The 26558-nt window shown below is 69.6% G+C and carries 24 protein-coding genes, 1 tRNA gene and 1 other RNA gene; 15 read left to right on the top strand and 11 right to left on the bottom strand.

Annotation, left to right across the window (positions count from 1 at the left end):
• The coding region (locus tag K2X24_RS14780; RefSeq protein WP_292499132.1) for a DNA polymerase III subunit gamma/tau at positions 1–1418 on the bottom strand (1418 nt) is incomplete at its 3' end.
• A 71-nt stretch (positions 1419–1489) separates the two neighbouring features.
• An RNA gene (gene ffs / locus K2X24_RS14775) (signal recognition particle sRNA small type) lies at positions 1490–1586 on the bottom strand.
• 177 nt (positions 1587–1763) lie between these two features.
• On the opposite strand from ffs, the gene K2X24_RS14770 reads away from it, so the two are divergent.
• Positions 1764–2225 carry a DUF5991 domain-containing protein gene (locus K2X24_RS14770; RefSeq protein ID WP_292499131.1) on the top strand — a complete coding sequence of 154 codons (462 nt, stop codon included), beginning with the start codon at positions 1764–1766 and terminating at the stop codon, positions 2223–2225.
• 38 nt (positions 2226–2263) lie between these two features.
• Here K2X24_RS14770 and K2X24_RS14765 read toward each other — a convergent pair whose 3' ends face one another.
• Positions 2264–2527, bottom strand: coding sequence for a PepSY domain-containing protein (locus tag K2X24_RS14765; protein WP_243912755.1), 264 nt, complete (start codon positions 2525–2527; stop codon positions 2264–2266).
• 162 nt (positions 2528–2689) lie between these two features.
• Here K2X24_RS14765 and K2X24_RS14760 point away from each other — a divergent pair, with 162 nt between their 5' ends.
• Both K2X24_RS14760 and K2X24_RS14755 read left to right on the top strand, forming a co-directional pair.
• Positions 2690–4225, top strand: a complete 1536-nt coding sequence (locus K2X24_RS14760; RefSeq protein WP_292499130.1) for a YifB family Mg chelatase-like AAA ATPase — start codon at positions 2690–2692, stop codon at positions 4223–4225.
• Positions 4226–4456: 231 nt separating this feature from the next.
• A complete protein-coding gene (locus K2X24_RS14755; RefSeq protein WP_292499129.1) occupies positions 4457–5713 on the top strand; it encodes an NAD(P)/FAD-dependent oxidoreductase in 1257 nt (418 codons plus the stop codon).
• Between the two features lie 93 nt (positions 5714–5806).
• On the opposite strand, the gene K2X24_RS14750 is transcribed toward K2X24_RS14755, so the two are convergent.
• The 3 genes from K2X24_RS14750 to K2X24_RS14740 form a co-directional block, all read right to left on the bottom strand.
• The gene (locus K2X24_RS14750) at positions 5807–7240 is read right to left on the bottom strand and encodes a mannose-1-phosphate guanylyltransferase/mannose-6-phosphate isomerase (RefSeq protein WP_292499128.1); all 1434 of its coding nucleotides are present in this window, start codon (positions 7238–7240) and stop codon (positions 5807–5809) included.
• 154 nt (positions 7241–7394) lie between these two features.
• Positions 7395–9560 carry a methylmalonyl-CoA mutase gene (gene scpA, locus K2X24_RS14745; RefSeq protein WP_292499127.1) on the bottom strand — a complete coding sequence of 722 codons (2166 nt, stop codon included), beginning with the start codon at positions 9558–9560 and terminating at the stop codon, positions 7395–7397.
• A gap of 214 nt (positions 9561–9774) precedes the next feature.
• Positions 9775–10683 carry an N-formylglutamate amidohydrolase gene (locus K2X24_RS14740; RefSeq protein ID WP_292499126.1) on the bottom strand — a complete coding sequence of 303 codons (909 nt, stop codon included), beginning with the start codon at positions 10681–10683 and terminating at the stop codon, positions 9775–9777.
• Positions 10684–10891: 208 nt separating this feature from the next.
• Between K2X24_RS14740 and cpdR the strand changes: the two genes are divergently transcribed.
• The 4 genes from cpdR to K2X24_RS14720 all read left to right on the top strand — a co-directional run bounded on the left by cpdR (position 10892) and on the right by K2X24_RS14720 (position 12954).
• A complete protein-coding gene (gene cpdR, locus K2X24_RS14735) occupies positions 10892–11248 on the top strand; it encodes a cell cycle two-component system response regulator CpdR (RefSeq protein WP_003603128.1) in 357 nt (118 codons plus the stop codon).
• A 92-nt stretch (positions 11249–11340) separates the two neighbouring features.
• The gene (gene grxC / locus K2X24_RS14730) at positions 11341–11598 is read left to right on the top strand and encodes a glutaredoxin 3 (protein WP_292499125.1); all 258 of its coding nucleotides are present in this window, start codon (positions 11341–11343) and stop codon (positions 11596–11598) included.
• Entirely contained in the window at positions 11595–12443 is an 849-nt protein-coding gene (locus tag K2X24_RS14725) for a carbon-nitrogen hydrolase family protein (protein ID WP_292499124.1), read from the top strand. The genes grxC and K2X24_RS14725 overlap by 4 nt, the downstream gene beginning before the upstream one ends.
• A 25-nt stretch (positions 12444–12468) precedes the next feature.
• The gene (locus K2X24_RS14720) at positions 12469–12954 is read left to right on the top strand and encodes a DUF1178 family protein (protein WP_292499123.1); all 486 of its coding nucleotides are present in this window, start codon (positions 12469–12471) and stop codon (positions 12952–12954) included.
• A 48-nt stretch (positions 12955–13002) separates the two neighbouring features.
• Here K2X24_RS14720 and K2X24_RS14715 read toward each other — a convergent pair whose 3' ends face one another.
• Both K2X24_RS14715 and K2X24_RS14710 read right to left on the bottom strand, forming a co-directional pair.
• A complete protein-coding gene (locus K2X24_RS14715) occupies positions 13003–13491 on the bottom strand; it encodes a disulfide bond formation protein B (protein WP_292499122.1) in 489 nt (162 codons plus the stop codon).
• Between the two features lie 2 nt (positions 13492–13493).
• Positions 13494–14075 (bottom strand): YqaA family protein, encoded by a 582-nt coding sequence (locus tag K2X24_RS14710; RefSeq protein WP_238280774.1) that lies wholly within the window; start codon positions 14073–14075, stop codon positions 13494–13496.
• Positions 14076–14266: 191 nt separating this feature from the next.
• On the opposite strand from K2X24_RS14710, the gene K2X24_RS14705 reads away from it, so the two are divergent.
• Positions 14267–14350, top strand: a tRNA-Leu gene (locus tag K2X24_RS14705).
• A 32-nt stretch (positions 14351–14382) separates the two neighbouring features.
• On the opposite strand, the gene K2X24_RS14700 is transcribed toward K2X24_RS14705, so the two are convergent.
• Both K2X24_RS14700 and K2X24_RS14695 read right to left on the bottom strand, forming a co-directional pair.
• Entirely contained in the window at positions 14383–15078 is a 696-nt protein-coding gene (locus tag K2X24_RS14700; RefSeq protein WP_292499121.1) for a type 1 glutamine amidotransferase, read from the bottom strand.
• A gap of 184 nt (positions 15079–15262) precedes the next feature.
• Positions 15263–16447: a ceramide glucosyltransferase gene (locus K2X24_RS14695; protein ID WP_292499120.1), complete on the bottom strand. Its 1185-nt coding sequence runs from the start codon at positions 16445–16447 to the stop codon at positions 15263–15265.
• Between the two features lie 179 nt (positions 16448–16626).
• Between K2X24_RS14695 and K2X24_RS14690 the strand changes: the two genes are divergently transcribed.
• From K2X24_RS14690 to K2X24_RS14675, 4 genes are all read left to right on the top strand, one after another.
• Positions 16627–17589, top strand: coding sequence for an NAD(P)-binding protein (locus tag K2X24_RS14690; protein ID WP_292499119.1), 963 nt, complete (start codon positions 16627–16629; stop codon positions 17587–17589).
• Positions 17586–18500, top strand: a complete 915-nt coding sequence (locus tag K2X24_RS14685) for a histone deacetylase (RefSeq protein WP_292499118.1) — start codon at positions 17586–17588, stop codon at positions 18498–18500. Before K2X24_RS14690 ends, K2X24_RS14685 begins: the two co-directional genes overlap by 4 nt.
• 47 nt (positions 18501–18547) lie before the next feature.
• Entirely contained in the window at positions 18548–19402 is an 855-nt protein-coding gene (locus tag K2X24_RS14680) for a creatininase family protein (RefSeq protein WP_292499117.1), read from the top strand.
• 116 nt (positions 19403–19518) lie between these two features.
• A complete protein-coding gene (locus K2X24_RS14675) occupies positions 19519–20352 on the top strand; it encodes a sterol desaturase family protein (RefSeq protein WP_292499116.1) in 834 nt (277 codons plus the stop codon).
• Between the two features lie 7 nt (positions 20353–20359).
• Here the strand turns inward: K2X24_RS14675 and K2X24_RS14670 are convergent, their stop codons facing one another.
• On the bottom strand, positions 20360–20938 hold the full coding sequence (locus K2X24_RS14670) for a TetR/AcrR family transcriptional regulator (protein WP_292499115.1): 579 nt from the start codon (positions 20936–20938) through the stop codon (positions 20360–20362).
• Positions 20939–21230: 292 nt separating this feature from the next.
• Between K2X24_RS14670 and K2X24_RS14665 the strand changes: the two genes are divergently transcribed.
• From K2X24_RS14665 to K2X24_RS14655, 3 genes are all read left to right on the top strand, one after another.
• Entirely contained in the window at positions 21231–22292 is a 1062-nt protein-coding gene (locus tag K2X24_RS14665; protein WP_292499135.1) for an efflux RND transporter periplasmic adaptor subunit, read from the top strand.
• Positions 22289–23365: an efflux RND transporter periplasmic adaptor subunit gene (locus K2X24_RS14660; RefSeq protein WP_292499114.1), complete on the top strand. Its 1077-nt coding sequence runs from the start codon at positions 22289–22291 to the stop codon at positions 23363–23365. The genes K2X24_RS14665 and K2X24_RS14660 overlap by 4 nt, the downstream gene beginning before the upstream one ends.
• A 62-nt stretch (positions 23366–23427) precedes the next feature.
• Positions 23428–26541, top strand: coding sequence for an efflux RND transporter permease subunit (locus K2X24_RS14655; protein ID WP_292499113.1), 3114 nt, complete (start codon positions 23428–23430; stop codon positions 26539–26541).
• Positions 26542–26558 lie beyond the last annotated feature (17 nt).

Genomic DNA, 26558 nt, shown 5'->3' with positions numbered 1-26558 from the left:
GCGAGCCCGGAATTCACGAGGGCGGGGCGCGAACCGCCGCCGTTGGCCGCCATGGACAGGGCAGGGCGGGGCGGGGGCGCCTCGGCGGAAAAGGTCGGTATCGGCGGCAGGGCCGGCCGGGCTTCGGCCGAGATCGATCCCGGGGCGGAAACCGCCCGTGCGGCGCTAGATCCGGACGCCGAGCCTGCCAGCGCCTGGGCCTTCATCTGGCGCAGGGCCTCGTCAGGGGTCGGCAGGTCCGCCGCGTAGGCGAGACGCACCAGGGCCATCTCGGCCGCCGCCAGGGGACGCGTCGCGGTCTGCACCTCGGGGATTGCTTTCAGCAGGATCTGCCAGGCCCGCGAGAGCACGCGCACGGAGAGCTTGCCGGCGAAATCGCCGCCGCGCACCCGCTCCGCCTCGCTCAAGGTCGGGTCGGCGGCGGCCTCGTCGGGAACGAGCTTCAGGCGGGTGACGAGGTGAGTGAAGCCCGCGAGGTCCGACAGGATCACCGCCGGGTCGGCGCCGGCCTCGTACTGCCCGCGCACCTCCGCGAAGGCGGCTGGGATGTCGCCGCGCATCACCGCCTCGAACAGGTCGACGATACGGCCGCGATCGGCCAGCCCCAGCATGTCGCGCACGCTCTGGGCACTCACGATGCCGGCCCCGTGCGCGATGGCCTGATCGAGGAGCGAGAGCGCGTCGCGCACCGAGCCCTCGGCCGCCCGCGTGATCGCCGCCAGGGCCTCGGCATCGGCCTCCACGCCCTCGGCCGTGCAGATGCGGGCGAGGTGCCCGACCATGGTCTCGGCCTCGACGCGGCGCAGGTCGAAGCGCTGGCAGCGCGACAGGATCGTCACCGGCACCTTGCGGATCTCGGTGGTGGCGAACACGAACTTGGCGTGCGGCGGCGGCTCCTCCAGCGTCTTCAGGAAGGCGTTGAACGCCTTCTCCGAGAGCATGTGGACCTCGTCGACGATGTAGACCTTGTAGCGCGCCTCCGTCGGCGCATAGCGGATGCCGTCGATGATGCCGCGCACGTCGTCGATGCCGGTATGCGAGGCGGCGTCCATCTCCAGCACGTCCATGTGCCGGGATTCCATGATCGCCCGGCAGTGACGGCCGAGTTCCGGCATCGCGATGGTGGGACCGGTGTCGGGATGTCCGTCGCGGACGTAGTTGAGCCCGCGCGCCAGGATTCGGGCCGTGGTGGTCTTGCCGACTCCGCGCACGCCCGTGAGCATCCAGGCCTGCGGGATGCGGTTCGCCGCGAAGGCGTTGGCCAGGGTGCGCACCATGGCGCCCTGGCCGATCAGGTCTTCGAAATTCTGGGGGCGATACTTGCGGGCGAGCACCCGGTAGGGCGTCGCGGCCGGCGCTGGCTCGGGAAGGCCGGGCAGGAACCCGGCATCGCTCGGTAGACCGGAGGTCGCGTCCATGCCGCCTTAGCTGGGTTCGGAGCGGCTCCGGTCGGAGGATGCCGCCACGCGAGCCGAAAGGCATCGATCGAGGTGGGAGGCTGGACGAAGACCCGCTCGGTCTCGTTAGGGCTGCTTCCTTCCGGACCTGACCCGGTTGGCGAGTGAAACGTCCCTCGCCAACCTCCCGAGGGCTATATGGCCGGGGTCCGTCGCGGATGCAAGCCAATGACGCCACGAACCGGACGCGCCGCACGCGCCGAAGTCGCGGAACGCATCGCGAAGCGCCGGAGGGTGCCCGCAAATTGCCCGATCCGGGCGCGAGGCTGGGCGAAACCCACCTGTGAACGGATGAGGAGATGCCGCATGCTGGGACGTTTCGGCCTGAGCCTGCTGGCCCTGTCGGGCCTCGGGGCGTTGGCCGCCACCGCCGCGACGGAGGCGGCGCGGGCGTGGGCCGGCAGCTATCACTACGAGCACGATGCGGGCCGTACGGTCGGCGGCTCGCCGATCATCGTCACCTATCGGCTCGATATCGCCGCGGGGCGCGGCAACCGGGACTGCCTCCTGCGGATCGAGGGCTTCCAGACCGACGAGACCATCGTCTGCAAGCTCAGCGGCGGGGACGACGCGGTCGCGGTTGGCTTTCATACCTTCGGGGATGGGCGAACCGTGAACGCCTACGGCACCCGGCTCTACGATGTCGGAGCGCCGCTCTTCGAGATGCGCCGGGGCGCGGGCCGCCTCCTGACGCAGTGGCGGGGCCTCAATCCCAGCGGCGCGGGGGCGAGCCCGCCCGCCGGGACCTACTTCTCCCGCCAGGGCTGATCCGGCGTCACGGCCGGACCGCCCGCGGAAGCCGAAACCTACTCGGCCTTGCGCTTCACGATGGCGAAGGTCTTCGGGTCGAGCTCGAGGTCGAACTGCTTGCCGTTCGCGTCGATCGCGTCGTCGATCTCGATCTCATCGTCCTCGACCTCGATCTTCTTCCATTTCGTGAAGCCTTCCTGCTTCAGGACGGCCTCGATCTTGGTCTGCTCCTCGGGGGTGGGCGCCCGATCCGCGAAGGCCGAACCGGTGAAGGCGAGGCCGAGGGCGAGGGCGGCGAGGCCCGTGAACTTGATCGACATGTCATCTCCCGTGGGTGGTGGAGTCCGTCTTCCGACGCCCACCGAACCGTCGAGGCCCGACGAGGTTCCAGCCCCGGCGGGAAAAGGCGCACGCGCAAAGGTTGTGTCGCGCTCGCCTGCCCCCTACGGTCGCGGGAGCGTCGACCCCAGGGGCGGTTCAGCATGGTCACCCGCGTTGCCACCGTCGCTTTCGAGGGAATCGAAGCGCGGGCCGTGGACGTCCAGGTGCAGATCGCCCCCGGCATCGTCGCCTTCACGGTGGTCGGGCTCGGCGACAAGGCCGTGGCGGAATCCCGCGAGCGGGTGCGCTCCGCCCTCATCGCCTCGGGCCTCGCGCTGCCGGCCAAGCGCATCACCGTCAACCTGGCGCCGGCCGACCTGCCGAAGGAGGGCTCGCATTACGACCTCCCCATCGCGCTCGCGGTCATGGGCGCCATCGGCGCCCTGCCGGCGGACGCCCTGGCGGGCTACTGCGTGCTGGGCGAACTCGCCCTCGACGGCACCATATCGCCCGTCTCCGGCGTGCTGCCCGCCGCCATGGCCGCCAACGCGCGCGGCCTCGGCCTTATCTGCCCGGCCGCCACCGGGCCCGAGGCCGCCTGGGCGGGCGGCGACATGGACGTTCTGGCGCCCCGCTCCCTGATCCAGCTCGCCAACCACTTCAAGGGCACGCAGGTCATGGCCCGGCCGGAACCCGCCATCGCGGCGGCCGGCGGCCCCCTGCCGGACCTGCGCGACATCAAGGGACAGGAGGGCGCCAAGCGCGCCCTGGAGATCGCGGCGGCCGGGGGGCACAATCTGCTGATGAACGGACCTCCGGGCGCGGGCAAGTCGATGCTGGCCGCGCGCCTGCCATCCATCCTGCCGCCCCTCGGTCCCCGGGAACTGCTGGAGGTCTCGATGATCCAGTCGGTGGCGGGGGAACTGAAGGGGGGCGCCCTCTCGAACCGGCGCCCGTTCCGGCAACCCCATCACTCCGCTTCCATGGCGGCCCTCGTCGGCGGCGGCATCAACGCCCGCCCCGGCGAAGCCTCGCTGGCCCATGGGGGCGTGCTGTTCCTCGACGAACTGCCCGAGTTCACGCCTCAGGTGCTCGATTCCCTGCGCCAGCCCCTGGAGACCGGCTCGGTGATGATCGCGCGCGCCAATCACCGGGTGACGTATCCGGCCCGCTTCCAGCTCGTCGCCGCGATGAATCCCTGCCGCTGCGGTCAGGCTCTGGAGCCGGGCTATGCCTGCCGCAAGGGGCCGAACGAGCGTTGCGTCGCTCAGTACGGTGCCCGCATCTCGGGCCCGCTCCTCGACCGTATCGACCTGCGCATCGAGGTCGGTGCGGTGACGGCGGCCGATCTCATCCTGCCGCCGCCCGCCGAAGGCTCGGCGGAGATGGCGGCCCGGGTCGCGGCCGCCCGCGCGCTCCAGGATGCGCGCTACGCGGCCTACGATCTCACCGGCGTCGTCACCAACGCCACCTGTCCCGCATCGGTGATCGAGGCCGTCGCGGCCCCCGATCCGGAGGGGGCGGCGCTGATCCGCTCCGCCGCCGAGAGCATGCGCCTCTCGGCCCGCGGCTTCCACCGCACCCTGCGAGTCGCCCGCACGCTCGCCGACCTCGACGGCGAGGCCAGGGTGCGCCGGATCCACCTCGCCGAAGCGCTGTCCTATCGGGGTCGCGCGGAGAGGCCGGCGCAGGTGTGATTCGTCAGGGCCGACCCGGCGATGAAAGCGTCTCGCAGGCAGGCGCGATGTGGAGACGATGGGCCGTTAACTATAAAAACTCAGGCCATCTCTTCGAGTGAAGCAAGTCGATCTGCGTAACGAGTACTGAGCCGGCGACATTCCGGCTTTCTTCCGGTCCTGCGGGCTTTCCATCTTGTCGGATTGCTGCGAGTGAATCTGAAAATTAATCCCTCGCGACCGTGAGGTTTTATGCTGAGCCAAGAAACCATCCCCGTGCCCATCGAGGACGCTGCGTGCGAGCCTTCGTCGGAGGCGGCGCGCGCTGTCCGGCGGACCGATGTCGTCATCATCGGGGCGGGTCTCGCCGGGAACGTCGCGGCCTCGACCCTGGCGCGGGCCGGCATCGATGTCGTGATCATCGACGCCGCGGCCGTCGTGCCTCCCAGCCTGCGGGCCGAAAAGCTCGGAACCCCCATCCTCGCCCTGTTCGATCGGCTCGGGCTCGGCGAAACGGTGCGGGCCGCGGCCACACCGATCTCAAGCGTGTGGATCGCCCGGTTCGGACGCGTCATGACGCGCCGGACCCGGCGCGAATACGCTTTCGCCTACAAGGACCTGGTCACCGCCTTGCGGGCGGTGCTGCCGGAGCGGGCCGAACTCCGGTATGGGCGCGTCACCGATATCGCCAGCGGAGCGGATCTCCAGCGCGTCACCCTGAACGACGGCTCCGTGGTGGAGGGCCGCCTCCTCGTCGTCGCGACGGGGCCGGGGGCCGCCATCCATCGGCGCGTCGGGATCGACATCGTGGATGCCCAGCGCGACCACTCGATCTGCATCGGGTTCTACCTGAAGGCGCCCCCGGCGGCCTTCCCCTTCGAGTCGATCGTCTATTACGGCGAGCGCTGGAACGACCGCGTGTCCTATATCTCGCTGTTCCCGATCGGGTCGCGCATGCGCGCCAACCTGTTCGTGTATCGCGAGCACGACGAGCCCTGGATGCAGGCGTTCCGCGCCGATCCCACCGAGACCCTACGGCGGACGCTCCCGAACCTCGAGCGGGTGTGCGGACCCATCGAGATCGCGGGCAACCTCGATATCCGTCCGATCGACCTTCGCCAGACGCAGGGGCACGAACGCGCCGGCGTGGTCCTGATCGGTGACGCCTACTGCACCTCGTGCCCCGTCTCCGGAACCGGGATGCACAAGGCCTTGATCGACGTGGAGCGCCTCTGCCGGGAGTACGTGCCGGCCTGGCTCGCGACGCCGGGTATGGACGCCGACAAGATCTCCGCCTTCTACGCCGACACCGTGAAGACCCAATTCGACCGGAACAGCCTCGCGATCAGCAATCGCCTGCGCGGTCTCGCCGTGGGGCGTGGCGCCCGTTGGCGCGTTTCCCGCGCGGCGGCGAAGGCCCGTTCCGCCTGTGTCTTCACCGCACACCGCTGCGCGCACCTCGCCGCTGTCCTGGCCACGCCGATCGCGGAGTTTCTGGAGCGGATCTGAAGGCGCGCCCAGAGCACGGTCGCGCCCGAAGCCGTCGCCATGGGGTCGTCCCGGCCCGTCCGACGCCATCGGACGGGCCGGATCGTCGCGGTCCTACCGACCGTAGATATCCTCGACGCGGATGATGTCGTCCTCGCCCGTATAGGAGCCGACCTGAACCTCGATGAGCTCCAGGGGGATCTTTCCGGGATTGGTCAGGCGATGCATCGAGCCGATCGGCAGGTAGACCGCCTCGTTCTCGTGCACCAGTACGACCGCGTCGTTGAGCGTGACCTCCGCCGTGCCCTTGACCACCACCCAGTGCTCGGCACGATGAAAGTGCTTCTGGAGCGAGAGCCGTCCCCCCGGCGTCACCATGATGCGCTTGACCTGGAAGCGCTCGCCGATGTCGATGCGCTGGTACCAGCCCCAGGGCCGGTACATCCGGCGATGGGCATCGGCCTCCGGATACGCCTTCGCGCGCAGGTTCGCGACGAGGTCCTTGACCTGTGAGGCTCGCGCCTTCGACGTCACCAGGACCGCGTCGGCGGTCGCCACCACCACCACGTCGTCGAGGCCCACCACCGTCGTCAGGTGCTCGCCCTCGCTGTGGATCAGGCTGCCACGGGTATCCACGGTCTCGACCCGGCCGCGCAGCGCATTGCCGTCCGCATCGTGCGGCAGCACCTCCCAGACCGCGTCCCAGGTCCCGACATCCGACCAGGGAAAGGAGACCGGGCGCACGCCGGCCCGCTCGGTGCGCTCCATCACGGCGTAGTCGATGGAGGTCTTGGGCGCCCGGCCGAAGGCGGCCGCATCGAGACGCACGAAGTCGAGGTCGCGGACCGCGCGCGCGAGAGCGGCCTGGGTGGCCTCCAGGATCTCCGGGGCGTGGGCTTCGAGTTCGGCCAGCATCACGTCGGCGCGGAACAGGAAGTAGCCCGAGTTCCAGAGCGCGCCTTCGGCGATCAGCCGCTCGGCCCCGGCCCGGTCCGGCTTCTCGACGAAGCGCGCGACCCGGTGATTCCCGGAGGCGTCGTCGAGGGGCTCGCCGACGCGAATGTAGCCGTAACCGGTGGCCGGTGCCGTCGGGGTGACGCCGAGCGTCATGATCTGTCCGGCCCGCGCGCCGGCGGCGGCGGCCCGGGCGGCCTCGACGAAGGCCCGCGTGTCGCCGATGACGTGGTCGGCGGCCATGATCAGCACTACGGCTTGCGGGTCCTGGGCGGCCGCGTGGAGGGTGGCGACCGCCACCGCGGCGGCCGAGTCGCGCCGATCGGGCTCCAGGATGATGTCGGCCGCGATGCCGGCCTGGGCGAGCTGCTCGGCGACGATGAAGCGCGCATCGCTGCTGGTGAGCACCGTGGCGCGGGCGAAGACGCTCGCATCCGTCAGACGGCGGGCCGTGTCCTGGAAGGTGGAACTATCGGGATTGATCAGCGGCGTGAACTGCTTGGGCATGCTCTCGCGGGAGGCCGGCCAAAGCCGCGTGCCCGACCCACCGCATAGGATCACCGGATGGATCAGATCGCCGGACCGCTCTGACATGACATTCTCCCCTCAAGTGATCATGCACGCCGAATTGCGTACAACCCGCATCTGCTGAGGGTCCTACCGTGTCACGGCTGGAACCGCCATCGCTCGCGGCGCCCTTCGACGACAGAATCGCGGCTTTCGAAGCCCTCCCCGATCCGCGGACGGCCTACTCGGCGGCTTGGCGGGCGGCGTAGCCGAGGCGCCCGTTGAGCTCCTCGATCAGTTTCACGGCGGCCTCCGCGATCACGGTGCCGGGTGGGAAGATCGCCGAGGCACCGGCGGCGTAGAGGGCGTCGTAATCGCCGGGCGGGATCACGCCGCCGATGACGATCATCACGTCGCCGCGGCCCTGCTCCGTCAGCGCCGCCTTCAACTCGGGCACCAGGGTCAGGTGGCCGGCGGCCAGCGACGACACGCCGACGATGTGCACGTCGTTCTCCACCGCCTGCCGCGCGGCCTCGGCGGGGGTCGCGAACAGCGGTCCGATATCCACGTCGAAGCCGAGATCGGCGAAGGCGGAGGCGATGACCTTCTGGCCGCGGTCGTGCCCGTCCTGGCCCATCTTGGCGACGAGGATGCGTGGGCGGCGCCCGTCGTTCTCCTCGAAGGTCTCCACGAGCTTGCGAACGGTCTCGACCACCGGCGACATGCCACCCACCTCCCGCTTGTACACGCCCGAGATCGAGCGGATCTCGGCCCGGTGACGGCCCCAGGCCTTCTCCAGAGCGTCCGAGATCTCGCCCACCGTGGCCTTGGCCCGTGCCGCGCTGACGGCGAGTTCGAGGAGGTTGCCCGTCCCCTGCGCCGCCGCCGTCAGCGCGGCGAGCGCGGCGTCGACGTCGGCCTGGCTGCGCTCGGCCCGCAGGCGCTTCAGCTTGTCGATCTGAAGGGTGCGGACGTTGCCGTTGTCGACGCGCATCAGCTCGATGGCGCGGTCGTCGTCCGGCTTGTACTTGTTGACGCCCACGATGGTCTGGCGGCCGGAATCGATCCGGGCCTGGGCGCGGGCGGCGGCTTCCTCGATGCGCAGCTTCGGGATGCCGGCCTCGATCGCCTTGGCCATGCCACCCAACTCGTCGACCTCGCGCAGGTGCTCCCAGGCGCGGGCGACGATATCCTGAGTGAGCTTCTCGACGTAGTAGGAGCCGCCCCACGGGTCGACGATGCGCGTCGTGCCGCTTTCCTGCTGCAGGAAGAGCTGGGTGTTGCGGGCGATGCGGGCCGAGAAGTCGGTGGGCAGGGCCAGCGCCTCGTCGAGGGCGTTGGTGTGCAGGGACTGGGTGCCCCCTTGCGTCGCCGCCATCGCCTCGATGCAGGTGCGGGTGACGTTGTTGAACACGTCCTGGGCGGTCAGCGACCAGCCGCTCGTCTGCGAATGGGTGCGCAGCGGCAGGGACTTGTCGGATTTTGGCTCGAACTCCTTGACGAGCTTGGCCCAGATCAGGCGCGCGGCCCGCATCTTGGCGATCTCCATGAAGAAGTTCGTCGAGATGGCCCAGAAAAAGGACAGGCGCGGAGCGAACTGGTCGATGGTGAGACCCGCCGCGAGGCCCGCCTTGATGTACTCGACGCCGTCGGCCAGCGTGTAGGCGAGTTCGAGGTCGTTCGTCGCCCCGGCTTCCTGCATGTGATAGCCGGAAATCGAGATGGAGTTGAACTTCGGCATGTTCTTGGAAGTGTAGGCGAAGATGTCGCCGATGATCCGCATCGAACCCGCCGGGGGGTAGATGTAGGTGTTGCGGACCATGAACTCCTTGAGGATGTCGTTCTGGATCGTGCCCGCGAGCTTCTCCGGAGGCACGCCCTGTTCCTCGGCCGCCACGATGTAGAGGGCGAGGATCGGCAGCACCGCGCCGTTCATCGTCATCGAGACGGTCATCTCGTCCAGCGGAATGCCGGAGAACAGGGTCCGCATGTCGTAGATCGAGTCGATGGCGACGCCCGCCATGCCGACATCGCCCGAGACGCGCGGGTGGTCGGAGTCGTAGCCCCGGTGGGTGGCGAGGTCGAAGGCCACCGACAGGCCCTTCTGACCGGCGGCGAGGTTGCGCCGGTAGAACGCGTTCGAATCCTCCGCCGTGGAGAAGCCGGCATATTGCCGGATGGTCCAGGGCTGGGTCACGTACATCGTCGGGTAGGGGCCGCGCAGGTAGGGCGCCACACCCGGATAGGTGTCGAGGAACTCGATGCCTTCGCGGTCCTGCGGACCGTAGACGCCCTTCACCGGAATGCCCTCGGGCGTCATCCAGGGGTCGCCGATGGGCGGCACCGGGGCCGGAACGGCGTCGGCCGCGTACGGAACGGTCGCGAAGTCGGGGATGCGAGACGTCATGGGCTCTGGCTCGTGCGGCGGCAGCGTGCCTGCATTATAGGTACGCGCTCGGTCTGGGCTACTCCTAACCGGACTTGCGCGGGATGGGGCGGCAAAACCGTCACTTTCCCGCGCGGACCGGCGAAATCTTTTCGGGGACGCCGCAAAGATTTCTTGGCCTCACGTGCTCGGCTCCACGTTCTTCGCCCCCGCGGAGGTTTCGCGGACCGAGACCTTATTCGGCAGCCATCCGCGTCGGCGAGAGGCCCTGCACCTCGGCGGCGACGGCCGCCACGACGCTGCGCAGGTGCCAGACCAGTTCCGAAAACCCCGGGGTGATCGCGAGGGTCGCCTCGTTCATGTAGAGGCCCCGGTTGATCTCGATCTGCAGGGCGTGGCGCTCGACGTTCGGCTCGCCGTAATGCTCGGTGATGAAGCCGCCGGCGTAGGGCTTGTTGCGCAGCACGCGGTAGCCCCGCGCCCTCAGGTGGTGCTCGAAGGCGTCGATCAGGATCGGCGCGCAGGCGGTGCCGAAGCGGTCGCCCAGGATGACGTCGGCCCGTGCCGCCTCGTCGCGCCCGAGGCTCGACGAAGGCATCGAGTGGCAATCGATCAGGATCGCGTGCCCGAACCGGCGGGCCGTGCGCTGGATGAGGCCGCGCAGGGTGCGGTGATAGGGCTTGTAGAGGGACTCGATCCGCTCCACCGCGACCTCCACGGGCAGGCGCCCGCGATAGATCTCCTGCCCGTCGGCCACGAGGCGCGGAATGGTGCCGAGGCCGCCCGCCACCCGCATGGAGCGGGTGTTCGCGAAGGCCGGCAGGCGCCCGTCGAACATGCGCGGATCGAGCTCGTAGGGCTCCCGATTCACGTCGAGGAAGGCGCGCGGGAAATGCGCCCGCATCAGGGGTGCGCCGAGATCGACCACCGGTGCGAACAGCCGGTCCACATGCGCATCCTCCGAGCGCCGCAGCGCGAGGCCCCCGAGCCGCGAGGCGGCGAGGAAGGCCGGCGGATAGACTGCGCCCGAATGGGGTGCGTTGAACACGAAGGGGAGGGTGTGCTCGGTCGGCTCATCCACCGTGAAGGGCGGATCGAAGGCCGCCGCTCCGGACGCCTCGGGGGCTTGGGACGACTCTGTCATCGCGGCGTGGGCGCCTCGGTGCGGACGGAACAACGCATGCGCTCACTTTGCGGTTTGCCGGCTGGCCTGTCCAGCAGCATGGGCGCGCCGCGAAGCCGCTACGGGTGCCGTTGGACACCCCGGCCGGAGCGCTTGGCAACGTTCTGTTTACCAAGCCGGTGCTTTGTGAAAAGAACACAACGAATCAAATGGTACGGGACGCCGCGCGATGAAAATCCTCCTGGCGGAAGACGACAACGACATGCGCCGCTTCCTGGCCAAGGCGTTGCAAAACGCCGGCTACGACGTGCTGTCGTTCGACAACGGCCTGTCGGCCTACAACCGCCTGCGCGAAGAGCCCTTCGAACTGCTCCTCACCGATATCGTGATGCCCGAAATGGACGGTATCGAGCTGGCGCGCCGCGCCACCGAGCTCGACCCGGACATCAAGGTGATGTTCATCACGGGCTTCGCCGCCGTGGCGCTGAACCCGGATTCCAAGGCCCCGAAGGACGCCAAGGTCCTGTCCAAGCCGTTCCACCTGCGCGATCTCGTCAACGAGGTCGAGAAGCTGTTGGCGGCCTGAGCAATTCTCGCCCCGTCGCCGGCTGACCGGTAGTAGGAAGTGCGGTCGCGCTCGCCTATATGCTGGTTGGATTGGGGTGGGGCGTTACGACGATGAAGCCGGTCACAATCTACACAACCGCATGGTGCCCGTACTGCTCGGCGGCCAAGAGCCTCCTGCGCGACAAGGGCATCGCCTTCACCGAGATCGACGTCGAGAGAACCTCCGGCTCGCGCGCCACGATGGTGCAGCGGGCAGGCGGGCGCACCAGCGTGCCCCAGATCTTCGTGGGCGACACCCATGTGGGCGGCTGCGACGACCTCTACGCCCTGAACGGCGCCGGCAAGCTCGACCCGATGGTGGCCGCGTGAGCGCCGCGCCCCGGTTCACCGCCGCCTGCGTGCAGATGCGCTCCAGGCGCGATCCGCTCGCCAACCGCGATGCCGCCGTGTCCCTGGTGCGCGAGGCCGCCGATGCGGGCGCGCATTACGTGCAGACGCCCGAGATGACCTCTCTGGTGGAGCGCAGCCGGACCAGCCTGTTCGAGAAGGTCACGGGGCAGGACGACGACCCGACCCTGGCGGCCCTGCGCGAGGTCGCGCGCGCGCGCGGGATCGTGATCCAGATCGGTTCGCTCGCCGTGCGCAACGGCGACAAGATCGCCAACCGCGCCTTCCTGATCGATGCCGAGGGCGCGATCACAGCGTCCTATGACAAGCTGCACCTCTACGACGTCGATCTGCCCAACGGCGAGCGTTGGCGGGAATCCGCCACCTATACGGGCGGTGCCTGCGCGGTGGTCGCCGACACGCCCTGGGCGGCGATCGGGCTCGCCATCTGCTACGACATCCGCTTTCCCGCCCTCTACCGGGCGCTGGCCGAGGCGGGGGGCGCGATCCTCACGGCGCCCGCCTGCTTCACGCAGCAGACCGGAGAGGCCCACTGGCACGTGCTCCACCGTGCCCGCGCCATCGAGACGGGCTCCTTCATGATCTCGGCCGCGCAGGGCGGGCATCACGAGGACGGGCGCGACACCTATGGGCACTCGCTCATTGTCGATCCCTGGGGCAAGGTGCTCGCCGATGCCGGCGGCTCCGAGCCCGGCGTGATCCTGGCGGAGGTCGACCTGTCCCGCGTCACAGACGCCCGCGCCCGCATCCCGACCCTCGAGCACGCGCGCCCCTTCACCGTCGAGCGTGTCGGACGTCCCGCCTGACCCTCGTTCCCCGAAACTCGGTCCCATGATCCGCTACACCCTCGCCTGCGAGGCCGGGCACGGCTTCGAGAGCTGGTTTCCGTCAAGTGATTCCTACGACGCGCAGGCCGCGCGCGGGCTGGTCACCTGCCCGGTCTGCGGATCGGCCCGCGTCGGTAAGAGCATGATGGCGCCCTCCGTCGCCCGTACCGACCGGGGCCCGCGCGGGGCCGCCGCCGAAGCGTCCTCCGAGCCCGCTCTGCCGGTTCCGTCGGTGGCGTCGACGCCGGAACTCGCGGCCAGCGAGCCCGAGCAGCGCCTGCGAGCGCTGATGCAGGCCCTGCGTGCCGAGGTGGTCCGGAACGCCGACGATGTCGGCGCGCGCTTTCCCGAGGAGGCCCGCCGCATCCATTACGGCGAGGTGGAGACCCGCGCGATCTATGGGGAAGCCAGCCTCGACGAGGCGCGGGCCCTCATCGACGAGGGCATCGACGTCGCGCCACTGCCGCCGGCCCTCGACGACCGGCACTGATATCCAGGCCTCCGCCCCAGGTTTTCTCGCCGTATCGGCGAACGATGCCTAGCGCTTGAGTGCCGCCGTGCCGGCCACCGTGGCGAGCGTGAAGGCGATGAGCGCGTTCCAGCCCGCCAGGGAAATCCCGAGGAGGCGCCAGGCGGCGGTGGAGCAATCCGCAACCCGCGTGGTCTGCAGGGTGTTCAGGAAGTCGCCGATCTCCTTCGGATTCGCGCCCGCGCCGCCGCCGCAATCCGTGGGCCCGGCCCAGAGCGCCCATTCGGCGCCCGCGTGATAGACGCTGAGGCCAGCTCCGTAGAGCAGGCCGATGGCCGCGAGACCGAGGACGAGACGGGTGGCCCAGGCGGGAACGAACAGGCAGAGGAGCGCCAGGGGGATCGCCGCGTAATAGGGAATTCGCTCCTGCAGGCAGAGCTTGCACGGCACGTAGCCGAGCCCCCACTGGAAATAGAACGCGCCCGCGATCGTCAGCACGGAGCCGACGAGAACGAGGAGGGCAGCCCGGCGCAGGCGGAGGAGCGAAGCGTAGTCCATCTCTACAGAAGCACCTTGAACAGAACGAAGCCCAGGATGATCACCGCGACGGAGATCGCCGCCACGACGTTGAGGTGCCGATCGAGCACCCCACGGATCTGAACGCCGTAGCGGCCGAGAAGTCCCGCGAGCAGGAAGAAGCGTGCGCCGCGCGTGAGCAGCGACAGCACCACGAACCAGAACAGGTCGTAATGCGCGAAGCCGGACGTGATCGTCACGAGCTTGAACGGGATCGGCGTCAGGCCTTTGAGCAGGATCACCCAGTGTCCGTACTGCGCATAGGAGGCCTGGAAGGTCGCCGCCTTGTCGGTGAGCCCGTAGACCCGGAACACCCACTGCCCGATCGAATCGAACAGCAGCGCCCCGATGGCGTAGCCGAGCACGCCGCCCGCCACCGAGGCCAGGGTGGTGACGAGGGCGTAGAACCAGACCCGGTCCGGCCGGCTCACCGCCATCGGCACCAGCATCACGTCCGGCGGTACGGGGAAGAACGAGCTTTCCGCGAAGGCGACGGCACCGAGGGCATAGGGCGCGGACGGCTTACCCGCCAGCGCGAGGATCCACTCGTAGAGGCGACGGATCATGAATGGGTCCGAGATGGCTTGAGAACGGCGAAGGGCGCCCTTTGACCACACCGTGCCCCGGCTGGCGAGCGCCCCGGGGCCGCATAGCCCGACGAGCCCGCCCGAATGGATCCGCAGGCGGACACGGGGCGGTCTCCGTTTCGGGGATCGGTTGACAGCCGCAGGCCCGCGCGGCAGGACATGCGGCGCGTGCCCGCGTGGTGGAATGGTAGACGCGTCCGACTCAAAATCGGAAGCCGAAAGGCGTGGGGGTTCGAGTCCCTCCGCGGGCACCAGCGACGATGCTGCTCCGCCACCGTCCCGCTCCTCATTCCGTGTCGAGAAACCGCGCGATCCATCGCTTGACGCGGGCGCCGTCACCCGGTCTCTCAAGGGACGCGAGGGCGTCGCTGCGTTGCTTCGGATCGAGGTCCCCCGGCCGGTGGCCGGCGATCAGCGCACGGGAGTAATCCGCCTCGAATTCCGGATGGAACTGGAACGAGATCGCGCGCCGGTCGGCATAGGCCAGGATGCCGTGCGGGGTGAAGGCGCTGCCGGCGAGCGTGCGGGCGCCGGGCGGCAACGCCATAACCTGATCCTGATGGATCGCCGGAGCCGACACCGTGGCCGTGCCGTCCATCCACGGCGCCTGCTCGTGGATGTCGTAGGCATGAAGCCCGAGTCCCCAGCCCTTCGCGGATTTCTCCACGCGCCCGCCATAGGCCTGCGCCATGGCCTGATGGCCGAAGCAGATACCCACCAGGGGCTTGGCCCGGTCGAGGCGGCGCAGGAAATCGAAGAGGTCCGCGATCCAGGGGTGAGGATCGTAGGCGCCTGCGGGTGACCCCGTGACGATGACGGCGTCGTAACGCTCCGGGCCGGTCGGCCATTCGCCGCGGGTGATGGCGTGGATCGTGCCCACATGTCCCGCCCCGAGGAAGTCGGCCGTCATCCGTCCGTAGCCGGGATAGCGGCCCCCCAGCCGGTCCGGGGGTGCGCCCGCTTCGAGGATCGCGATTCTCATGCGCACCCCATAGCCGAGCCCAGCCGGAGCTCCAGCCGAAATACGCGCCCGAGATCACGAGGCCGACCGCGACACCCCAGAGGTGGACGGCGTCGAGACTCCTGTGGGGTCCATCCCCGCTTGCATCGCGCCATCCCCTTCGCCGGTTGTCAACGGCCCTCGGTGGACGGGAAGGGCGCGGCCCTCAGGCAGCGCTGGCGCGCGGGCGCCGCCAGGACCGGGGCGGGGCCGGATCGAAACCGCCGGCCTTGGGGCGAATGTCCATCGCGTTGCCACGCCAGAGAATCGCGCCCCGCATCCAGGCGCAGGTCCAGAGGGCCGGGATCAGGGTGTCGCGGATGAGGAAGGCGAGGAGGAGCCGCGGCCGGCGATACCATCCGGCCCGGTGGGCGAGGCCGATCTCGGCCCCGTACCAGAGGGTGGTGAGGCCGAAGAGGATCGCCGCGAGGCCGAGGGAGGGGGCGGCGCTAAGCGCGATGCCGAAGGGCAGGAGCGGGCCGCAGCCGATTTCGGGGGCGAAGAAGAGCGGAAACGTGACCCGGCGCAGGCGGGCCCAGCGCAATTGACGCGACCAGACCTCCGACAGGGTGCGGCGGCCGAGGGGCTGGTCGAAGGGCGCGGCGACGAGGTGGACCCGGGCGCCCGCCGCGCGCACCAGCTTGGTGGCCGCCGCATCCTCGGCGATCTCCGCGGCCAGGGCCCGGATGCCGCCCCGCGCCTCCAGGAACGGCTTGTGCCAGAGCATGCTCTTGCCCTGCGCGAAGCCGAGGCCGAGGGCCTCGCCGGTGTATTGCCAACGCGCCTGGAGGGTGTTGAGGAAGGCGCATTCCACCGCGGCGAACAGGCCGTCCGGCCGGGCGCCGATCGGCGTCGAGCAGACGAGGCCGGTATCCGGGCCCCAGGCCGCCTGGAGCTGCTGCAGGTAGTCCGGCGGCATCGCGACGTTTGAATCGGCGAGCACCACCCAGTCGTGCCGGGCCGCCTCCCAGCCCCGCACGCAGTTGTTGAGCTTCGGGTTGTCGCTGATGCGCTCGTCGCCGACGATCAGGCGGGCGGAGATTCCGGGATGCGCGGCCATCAGGCGGCGGAGCAGGGGCACGATCGGGTCGTCCGCGTCCGCCACGCAGAACAGGATCTCGTAATCCGCATAGGCGAGGTGGAATCCCCGCGTCAGCAATTCCTCGCTGAACGCCTCGACGCCGCAGACGGGCCGGACCAGGGAGACCGGCGCGCCCGCCGGAACCAGACCGATGCTCTGCCCGCGTCCGATCCGGCGGGCCGCCATCGCGATGCCCGCGAGGTTGATCAGGGTGAGGGCGCCGCAGAGGGCGAGGGCGACGAGCGTGCCGGTCGCGCCCAGGTCACGCATCGCCGCGTTCCACATCGGCCCCTCCCACATCCGTGACCTCTTCCCTGGCGGGCCTTGCGGCACCCGTCGCGCGCCGGCCCGCCGGACACGGGGTCGCGGTGCTTCGCGCATCAGCGCCCCTAACAGCCCGGATGCTTCAGGCGTATGACAGGGCAGCGGTGTCGTGAGGGAGACGGGGTTTGGCCAGGCCGGCGCAGGTGGCGATCGTGGGGGCCGGAATGGCGGGGGCGAGCGCGGCGCGCCGCCTCGCCGATGCCGGGTTCGCCGTGAGCGTGTTCGACAAGGGGCGCCAGGTCGGGGGCCGCATGGCGAGCCGCCGCGACCGCGAGACCGGTCTTCGCTTCGACCACGGCGCACAGGTCCTGCGTGCCCATGGGCCGGCCTTTCGGCACCGCCTCGACGCTTGGCGCGCGCGCGGGATCGTGGCGCCCTGGGACGCGCCGGGCACGCACGCGGCGGTGCCCGACATGACGGCCCCCGTGCGCGATCTTCTCGCCGGCCTCGAAGTCCATGTGGGGCGCACGGTGACCGGCTTGACGCGGAATGCCGCCGGCTGGCGCCTCGCCCTCGCCGAGGCGTCCGAGGCCCGGGTGTTCGACGCGCTGGTGCTCACGCCCCCGGCCCCCCAGGCCGAGCGTCTCATCGACTCGATGGCGCCGGGCCTCGGCGCGCCGGGCTTCGCGGGGCTCCGCAAGGCCGCCTACGCGCCGTGCTGGTCGTTGATGCTGGCTGTCCCGCAGGAGCTTCCCTTCGCGGGCGATGTGCTCCGGCCGGGCGAGGGGCCGATCGCGGCCGTGTTCCGGGAGAGCGCGAAGCCTGGCCGCTCGGGGGCTGCGCCCCACGTCACCCTCCACGCCTCGCCTGAGTGGTCGGCGGCACACCTGGAGGAGACCCCCGAGGCGGTCGAGGCCGCTTTGCTCGCGGCCCTCGGCGCGCTCCTCGGCATGGCCATCGCCCCGACCCATCGGCGCGCTCATCGCTGGCGCTACGCCCTGGTGACCGCGACCTGCGGTGCGCCCTACTTGTACGATGCGGCCGCGCGCCTCGGCTATGCGGGCGATGCCTGCCTCGGGCCGCGCGTCGAAGCCGCCTACGACAGCGGCGCTGCCCTGGCCGAGCGGCTGGCGGCGGATCTCGCATGAGCCTGCCCATCGTCTTCCATCCGGCCTACGAGGCGACCCTGCCGGAGGGGCACCGCTTCCCCATGCGCAAGTACGGCCGGCTCGCCGAGATCCTGGCGGCGCGGGGCCTGGTGCCGAACGGCTTCGCCCGCCCTGAGCCCGCCGGGGCCGAACTCCTCGCCGTCGCCCATGACCGCGCCTACGTGGAGGCCGTGCTGGCCCACGACGTCTCGCGCGAGATCGAGCGCACCATCGGCCTGCCGGTGGGCGAATCGGTGGTGGCTCGTTCCTGCGCGTCCGTGGGCGGAACCCTGCTGGCAGCGCGGCTGGCCCTGGCGCACGGCATCGCGGGCAGCACGGCCGGGGGCAGCCACCACGCCCGGCGCGAGACCGGAGCGGGCTTCTGCATCTTCAACGACGTCGCGGTGGCCGCGCGCCAGCTTCACGCCGACGGAACCATCGCCCGCGCCCTCGTAATCGATTGCGACGTCCACCAGGGTGATGGTACCGCCGACTGCCTCGGCGGGACGCCCGACCTCTTCACGCTGTCGATCCACGCCGAGAAGAACTACCCGACCCGCAAGATCGCCAGCGACCGCGATGTCGGACTGCCCGATGGCCTGGACGATGCCGGTTACCTGGAAGTGCTGGAGGCCCATGTCGGGCCGCTCCTCGACGCGATTCGACCCGACATCGTGTTCTACAATGCCGGCGTCGACCCTCACCACGACGACCGCCTCGGCCGCCTCGCCCTCACCGACGAAGGCATCCTGGCGCGCGACCGGTTCGTCGTCGGCGAGGCCCGGCGGCGCGGGGTACCCCTCGTCGGCGTCATCGGTGGGGGCTATTCCACCGACATCGACGCCCTGGCCGGCCGCCACGCGCTCCTCTTTACCGCGATGGCCGAGGTGACGGGGACACCGGTCCGTTAACGCCCGAGGCCTAGCCTTCCACCGCCCTCCGTCGTTCCGAGCCCGTGATGCCCCCTCCGTCCCGACACCCGTCCCGCTTACCCGTCGCGGCGAAGTGGGGCACCTTGTGCCTCGCGGCCCTGGTCGCCGGGCTGGTGTTCGTCGGCCGGCCCTTGACGGCTCCGCTCTCGGGCGAGGTCGAGATCGCGCGGATGACATGGGTGGAGGTGCGCGGCGCCGTCGCGCGGGGCGCCACCACCGTGCTCGTGCCGAGCGGCGGCATCGAGCAGAACGGCATCCACATGGTGACGGGCAAGCACGACCGCATCGTCGGCTGGGCCGCGCACCGGATCGCCGAGGGGCTGGGCCAAACCCTCGTCGCCCCCGTGATCTCCTATGTTCCGCAAGGCGCCTACGATCCGGCCGAAGGCCACCTGCGCTTTCCTGGCACGATCGGCGTCCCGGACGCCGTCTTCGCCGGCACCCTGGAGGGCATTGCCCGCAGCCTGAAGGGCGCGGGCTTCCGGACGATCGGCTTCCTGGCTGACCACGGGGCGAGCACAGGGCCGCAGCGCGAGGTCGCCGAGCGCCTGTCCCGGGAATGGGCTTCGCAAGGGGTCCGCGTCGTCGACGTGAGCGCGTATTACGACGATGCCGCCCAACTCGACTGGCTCCGGGCCGCTGGCGAGACCATGGAGACGATCGGGCGCCACGCCGGTATCCAGGACACCTCCGAACTCATGGCGATCTGGCCCGAGGGGGTCGACCTCGGCCGCCTTTCGGGAATCGGGTTTCGCGCCGAGGCGACTGGCGCCGGCGGTGATCCGAGCCGCGCGTCGGCCGAGCGCGGGCGGACCCTGATCGACATGCGCGTGCGGGCGGCGGTTGCGCAGATCGAGGCTGCGCGGGCGGCCGGACGCTGAGTCCGCGCGCCCTGGACAGGGTACGGATCACGTGGGTTTCCCCCGGTGCGCATAACCGCCCCTTAAGGCGGATCTGACAGTTCTACGGGAGCAGTGTCGAACGCGAGGGCTGACGCATGACCGATTGGGCCTTGGCCGTCGTGACCCAATTCAGTGAGGCGATCATCGCGGGCCTGCCGACGACGCTGGCCCTGGCGGTCGTCCTGACGATCCTGTGTGCGCTGTTTCCCGGAGCTTCGGGCAAGCCGTGGTGGCGCACCTCCGATATGATCACCGACATCTGCTGGTGGTTCGCCACCCCGCTGTTCACCCGTTACCTCAGCCTCCTGCTCCTCATCACCGGTACGGTCTGGTTCTCGATGATCCGGGGCCAAGACGCCACGGATACGTCTCCGTCGCTCGGGGTGTCTCTGCTCGCCGGCATGCCGTTCTGGTTGAGCGTGATCGTGTACATCGTCCTCATCGACATCATGATGTACGTGACCCACCGGGCGTTCCACACCATGACCCTGTGGCACTACCATGCGGTGCATCACTCGACCGAGGAGTTGCACTGGATGTCGGCGCGCCGCTTCCACCCGATGGACGACCTTATCCACATCGTGCTTCCGGACGTGGTGCTGATCCTGCTCGGCATGCCGATCGAGATCATCGCCTTTGTGGCGCCGTTCCAGGTCTGGCATTCCGCTCTCATCCACAGCGACCTGAACTGGGATTTCGGGTTCCTGAAGACCGTCATCGTCAGCCCGATCTATCATCGCTGGCATCACACCGGCATCGACCAGGGCGGCTCGAAGAATTTCTCGGCGACCTTCCCGATTCTCGACCTCATGTTCGGGACCTACTACATGCCGAAGGGTGAGCGACCCGAGCGGTTCGGGATCGAAGACCCGACCTTCCCGAAGGATTTCGCCGGCCAGCTCCTGCATCCCTTCCGCAACCGCGCCTGAGGCGCACTCAGGGCGTCGGGCTCCCGGAATTCGGCAGACCCTTGGCGGCGTGTTCCATCGCGTCGAAGAGCTTTTCCAGTTCCGCCCCTTCCAGGCAGTGGAAGCCGAGGGTCCGGGTCAGCAGCAGGCCGAGGGTGGCGAAGGTCAGCATCGCGCCGGCGCCGGGGCAGCAGGCCACGTCCTCCATCTGGGCGAGGCGCTGCTTCAGGAAGGCGTTGAAGCCCGCGAAGGCATCCGGGCTCTCGGCGGAGGCCAGCAGCAGGGCGCGGGGAAACCCGTCCTCGTCGGCGTAGACCTGCCGCGCATGGGCGATCAACGCCAGGGGGAGGGCGGCCGCGTTCGCCCCCTGCTCGGCTTCGTGAGCCGCCACGCTCTCGCGGATCTCCCGCAGCTTGCGCTCGGCCAGCGCCGAGATCAGCGCGTCCTTCGAGGCGTAGTGATGCAGAACGCCGCCCTTGCTGAGCGAAGCCTCGGCCGCCACCGCGTCGATGGTGAGGGTGCGCGTGCCCATACGCCGGATCAGGCGTTCGGCAGCGTCCAGAATCACGAGGGGGCGGTCTTCGCGTCGGGTGCGCGCCTTCATCATCGACAATCTGGCCGGTCCGTCAGCGATTTCGAGGGGGGAAAGATCAACGCTGCAACCGGCAAGAAAGTCGATCACCCCAATGGGATACCCAGGAACGGCCGAGCCGCGAAGACGCTCCGCCGGGAGGACGATCCCTGAAAAAGAACCGTCTGGACGGTCGGTAAGATAGCAGATATGTGACGCCGGAGGGTAGGGCCTTTCGAATCTCGAGGACGCGATGGTGAGTTGGCTGACCGTTTGGCCGCGCCGGTGCGGGGGTATGGCCCTGGTGCTCGCGGCCTGTGTCGTCGCGATGTCGTCCGCGTCGCATGCCGAGGAAGAAGCCAAGGCGGCGGCAAAGCCCGCGAGCCCCGCGGTCGCGGTGGTCCGCACGGTGGTCGCGCGCGACACCACCATCGCCTCCGACCTCATCTTCACCGGCGATATCCAGGCCCAATCGCAGGTGAACGTCGCCTTCCGCACCAACGGCAAGATCGCCAAGCGCCTCGTGGAAGTGGGCGATCACGTCACCGCCGATCGGGTGCTGGCCAAGCTCGACCCGCAGGAGCAGCGGGCCAACCTCAACAACGCGCAGGCCGCGCTCACCTCGGCCGAGGCGCTGCTGACCCAGGCCAAGCTGAACTTCAAGCGCCAGGAGCAGCTCATGGCCAGCGGCTACACCACCCGCCCGAGCTACGACGACGCCGAGCAGCAACTGCGCACCACGCAGGCCTCGGTGGACTCGGCCAAGGCGGCCCTGGGCAGCGCCGAGGAGCAGTTCTCCTACACGGACCTGAAGGCGGGTGTGGACGGCATCGTGCTGAGCCGCACCTTCGAGGTCGGGCAGGTCGTCCAGACCGGCCAGACCGTGCTGGTGATGGCGCAGGACGGCCCGCGCGACGCCGTCTTCAACATCTTCGAGGCGGTGCTCGCCGCCCCCCCCGAGAGCAAGACCGTCGCGGTCACGCTCCAGGCCGATCCGCGGGTTACGGCGGTCGGCCGGGTGCGGGAGATCTCCCCCAGCGTGGATGCCGCCTCCGGCACCGTGCGGGTCAAGGTCGGGCTCGACGAGACGCCCAAGGCCATGAGCCTCGGTGCCGTCGTCATCGGCACGGGCAAGTTCCGGCCGCGCCAGGCGATCGTGCTGCCCTGGTCGGCGCTCTACCGCTGGGAGAACGGCCCCGCGGTCTGGGTACGTGATCCCGCCAGCGGCACCGTCTCGCCCCGAACCGTCACGATCGAGCGCTACGGGCCCAACACCATCGCGCTGAAGGGGGGCGTCGAGCCCGGCGAGGAGGTCGTCATCGCGGGTATCCAGCTCCTGCGGCCGGGGCAGACCGTTGCCGTCGCCGAGACCCTGGAGGCCACGCGATGATCCGTCCGGCCCTGCTCGCCGTCGCCCTCGTGCTTCCGCTCGGTGCCTGTCAGGCCGCCGAGGGCACGGCTCCGCCGCCACCCGTGCGGCCGGTTCTCTACCGGGTCGTAAAGCCGGTCTCGGCCCAGGTCTTCGGCCCCTTCGCGGGCGTGGTGGCGCCGCGCTACCAGTCCGAGATCGGTTTCCAGATCGCCGGGCGCATGATCGCCCGCGACGTGACCGTGGGCGACATCGTCCACAAGGGGCAGCGCATCGCCGCGCTCGATCCGGTGGTGACGCGCTTCGCCCTGACCAGGGCCGAGGCCGAGCTCGCCGATGCCAGGGCGCAGGCCGAGAACGCGAGCGCCACGGAATCGCGCCGCCGCCGCCTGCTCGCCGGCGGCAATGTCAGTCAGGCGCAACTCGACACCGCCGTGGCGAGCCGCGACACGGCCCAGGCCCGGGTCTCGCAAGCCGAGGCGAGCCTGCAGCGGGCGCAGGACCAGATGGGCTACACCGAGTTGCGCGCGGATTTCGACGGCGTCGTCACGGTGCGCAGCGCCGAGGTCGGTCAGGTGCTCAGCGCGGGACAGGCGGTCGCGACCCTGGCCCGACCCGAGGAGCGCGAGGCCGTGGTCGACATTCCCGAGGACCTCGTCGGCACCATGCCGGCCGATGCCGAGTTCACGGTCTCCCTCCAGAGCGCCCCGGACGTGACGGCGACGGCGCGTGTCCGCGAGATCGCCCCCTTCGCCGACCAGACCACGCGCACCCGGCGCATCCGCATGACCCTGATCAAGCCATCGGAGGCCTTCCGCCTCGGCTCGACCCTGACCGTCACCCTGGCGCGCGCCGAGCCGCCCCATGTCGACCTGCCCGCCACCGTGGTGCTGACCGAGGACGGCCGCGATGCCGTCTGGGTCGTCGCGCCTGACGGGAAGAGCGTGCTCAAGCGGCCCGTCACCGTCACGCGCCGGGACGCGAACCACGTCAGCATCGGCGCGGGCCTGAACGCCGGCGACCGCGTGGTCCTGGCCGGCGTCCACTCGCTCAAGGACGGGCAAGCCGTGCGCCTGCCCGATCAGGCGCCGTGAACGCGCAGGGCCCCGCTGCCATCCATCATCAGCCGCCACCCCGGTGAGGCGAGAGCAATCCCTTGAAGAACTTCAATCTCTCCGAATGGGCGCTGGAGCACCGTTCCTTCGTCTGGTTCCTGATGCTGATCTCGGTGGTGGCCGGTTTCCTGGCCTACGAGCGCCTCGGTCGCGAGGAGGACCCGCCCTTCGCGATCAAGACCATGATCGTGCAGGCGCGCTGGCCCGGCGCCACCATCGGCGACACCCTCGATCAGGTCACCGAACGGATCGAGAAGGAGGTGCAGCAGATCGATGCCGTCGATTTCAGCCGCAGCTACACCACGCCGGGCCAGGCCACGGTGTTCGTGCAACTCCGCGAGACGACGCCGCCCAAGACCATTCCGGCGATCTTCTACCAGGTGCGCAAGCGCATCGGCGACATCCAGAACACCTTCCCGCAGGGGATTCAGGGGCCGTTCTTCAACGACGAGTTCGGTGACGTGTTCGGCAACGTCTACGCCTTCACGGCCGACGGCGTGACCCCGCGCCAACTGCGGGACTACGTCGAGCGCGTCCGCGCCGAGGTGAAGAAGGTGCCGTCTGCGGGCAAGATGCAGCTCCTCGGTGCGCAGGACGAGGTGATCTACCTCGACTTCTCCACACGCAAGCTCGCCGGCCTCGGCCTCGACACCAACTCGGTGATCAAGACCCTGCAGTCGCAGAACGCCATCGCGCCCTCCGGCGTGATCCAGGCCGGGCCCGAGCGGGTCTCCGTCCGGGTCGGCGGCCAGTTCGTCAACGAGGAGAGCCTGCGCGCCGTGAACCTGCGGGTGAACGACCGCTTCTTCCGCCTCTCCGACGTCGCCGAGATCTCCCGCGGCTTCACCGATCCGCCCACCGACCTGTTCCGCTTCAACGGCCAGCCGGCGATCGGCCTCGCCATCGCGATGCAGCCCTCGGGCAACCTGCTCACCTTCGGCCACGATCTGAAGGCGCGGATGGCCAAGCTCGAGGGCGAACTGCCGGTGGGCGTCGGCATCCACCTCGTCTCGGACCAGCCCAAAATCGTCGAGGAAGCGGTGGGCGGCTTCACCAAGGCGCTCGTCGAGGCCGTGGTGATCGTGCTGGCGGTGAGCTTCATCTCGCTGGGCTGGCGCGCCGGCCTCGTGGTCTCGCTGTCGATCCCGCTCGTGCTCGCCATCGTGTTCGTGATCATGCAGATCATGGGCGTGACGCTGCAGCGCATTTCGCTCGGCGCGCTGATCATCGCCCTCGGCCTCCTCGTCGACGACGCGATGATCACCGTCGAGATGATGGTGGCGCGCCTGGAAGTCGGCGACAGCCTGAAGAAGGCCGCGACCTTCGCCTACACCTCCACCGCCTTCCCGATGCTCACCGGCACCCTGGTGACCGTGGCGGGCTTCCTGCCCATCGGTTTCAACGGCTCGTCGGCGGGCGAGTACACCTACTCGCTCTTCGTCGTCATCGCGGCGTCCCTCCTCGTCTCCTGGGTGGTGGCCGTTCTGTTCGCGCCCCTCATCGGCGTGAAGCTCCTGCCGAAGCAGATGAAGCACAAGGACCACGACGCCCCGAGCCGGTCGATGCGGATCTTCACCGGGATGCTGCTGGGCGCCATGCGCTGGCGCTGGACCACCGTGATCGTCTGCGTGGGCATGCTCGGCGCGGCGATCGTCGGCATGGGCTTCGTCCAGCAGCAGTTCTTCCCGGCCTCCGACCGGCCCGAACTCCTCGTCGACATGACGCTGCCGCAGAACGCCAGCATCGCTGAGACCAAGGGCCAGATGGACCGTTTCGAGGCGACCCTGGTGGGCGACCCCGAGATCGTGCGCTGGTCCTCCTACGTGGGCCAGGGCGCGGTGCGCTTCTACCTGCCCCTCGACCAGCAGCTCGGCAACGCGTTCTTCGGTCAGATCGTCATCGAGACGAAGTCGATCGAGGCGCGCGAGCGCATGAAGCTGAAGCTCGACAAGCTCGCGCGCGAAAAATTCGTCGGCACCGACTTCCTGATCCACTCCCTCGACCTCGGACCGCCGGTCGGGCGCCCGGTGCAGTACCGCCTCAGCGGTCCCGACCTGCAGACCCTGCGGGCCTACGCGCTCGCCCTCGGCAACATCGTCGGCGCCAACCCGCATCTAGACGTGCCGACCTTCGACTGGAACGAGCCCGGCAAGGTGCTCAAGGTCGACATCATCCAGGACAAGGCACGCCAGCTCGGCGTGACCTCGGAGGACATCGCGGGCCTGCTCAACGGCATCGTGGGCGGCCGGGCGATCACCCAGGTCCGGGATTCGATCTACCTCGTCAACGTGGTCGCCCGCGCGCAGGCCGTGGAGCGCAACTCCCTCGACACGCTCCAGAGCCTGCAGGTGCCGCTGGCCAACGGCAGCGTCGTTCCGCTGCTGGCCTTCGCCACCATCGGCTACGAGCTCGAGCAGCCCATCGTCTGGCGCCGCGACCGCCTGCCCACCATCACGGTGCGGGCCTCGATCTCGGACGACACCCAGCCCGCCACGGTGGTGAGCCAGCTCGACGAGAAGATCACCGCGTTCAGCAAGAGCCTGCCGGACGGCTACGTCCTGGCGGTGGGCGGGGCCGTGGAGGAGAGCGCCAAGGGGCAGGGACCGATCGCGGCGGTGGCGCCGGTGATGCTGCTCACCATGGCGATGTTCCTGATGATCCAGCTCCAGAGCTTCCAGAAGCTCTTCCTGGTGGCGAGCGTGGCGCCCCTCGGAATCATCGGCGTCGCCATCGCGCTGCTCGCCTTCAACAAGCCGATGGGCTTCGTGGCGATCCTGGGCGTGCTGGCGCTGATCGGCATCATCGTTCGTAACTCGGTGATCCTGGTGACCCAGATCGACGAGTACGAGCGTGACGGGCTGCCGCCCTGGGACGCGGTGGTGGATGCCACTTGCCACCGCATGCGCCCGATCCTGCTCACGGCGGCCGCCGCGAGCCTCGGCCTCATCCCCATCGCCCGCGAGGTGTTCTGGGGGCCGATGGCCTACGCCATGATCGGCGGCATCCTGGCGGCCACCTTCCTGACGCTGTTCTTCCTGCCGGCCCTCTATGTCGGCTGGTACCGGATCAAGGCGCCGCCGAAGGGCACGCCCCGCAGGGTCCACGGCGCGGACGGGCAGATCCACGGCGCCGAGGAGCCGGCGCACGCGGGCTGATCGCCGAGGTCGCGCGG

The organism is Methylobacterium sp. (assembly GCF_019750675.1).
Lineage (GTDB): Bacteria > Pseudomonadota > Alphaproteobacteria > Rhizobiales > Beijerinckiaceae > Methylobacterium.
This window is presented reverse-complemented; position numbering and strand designations above follow the sequence as displayed.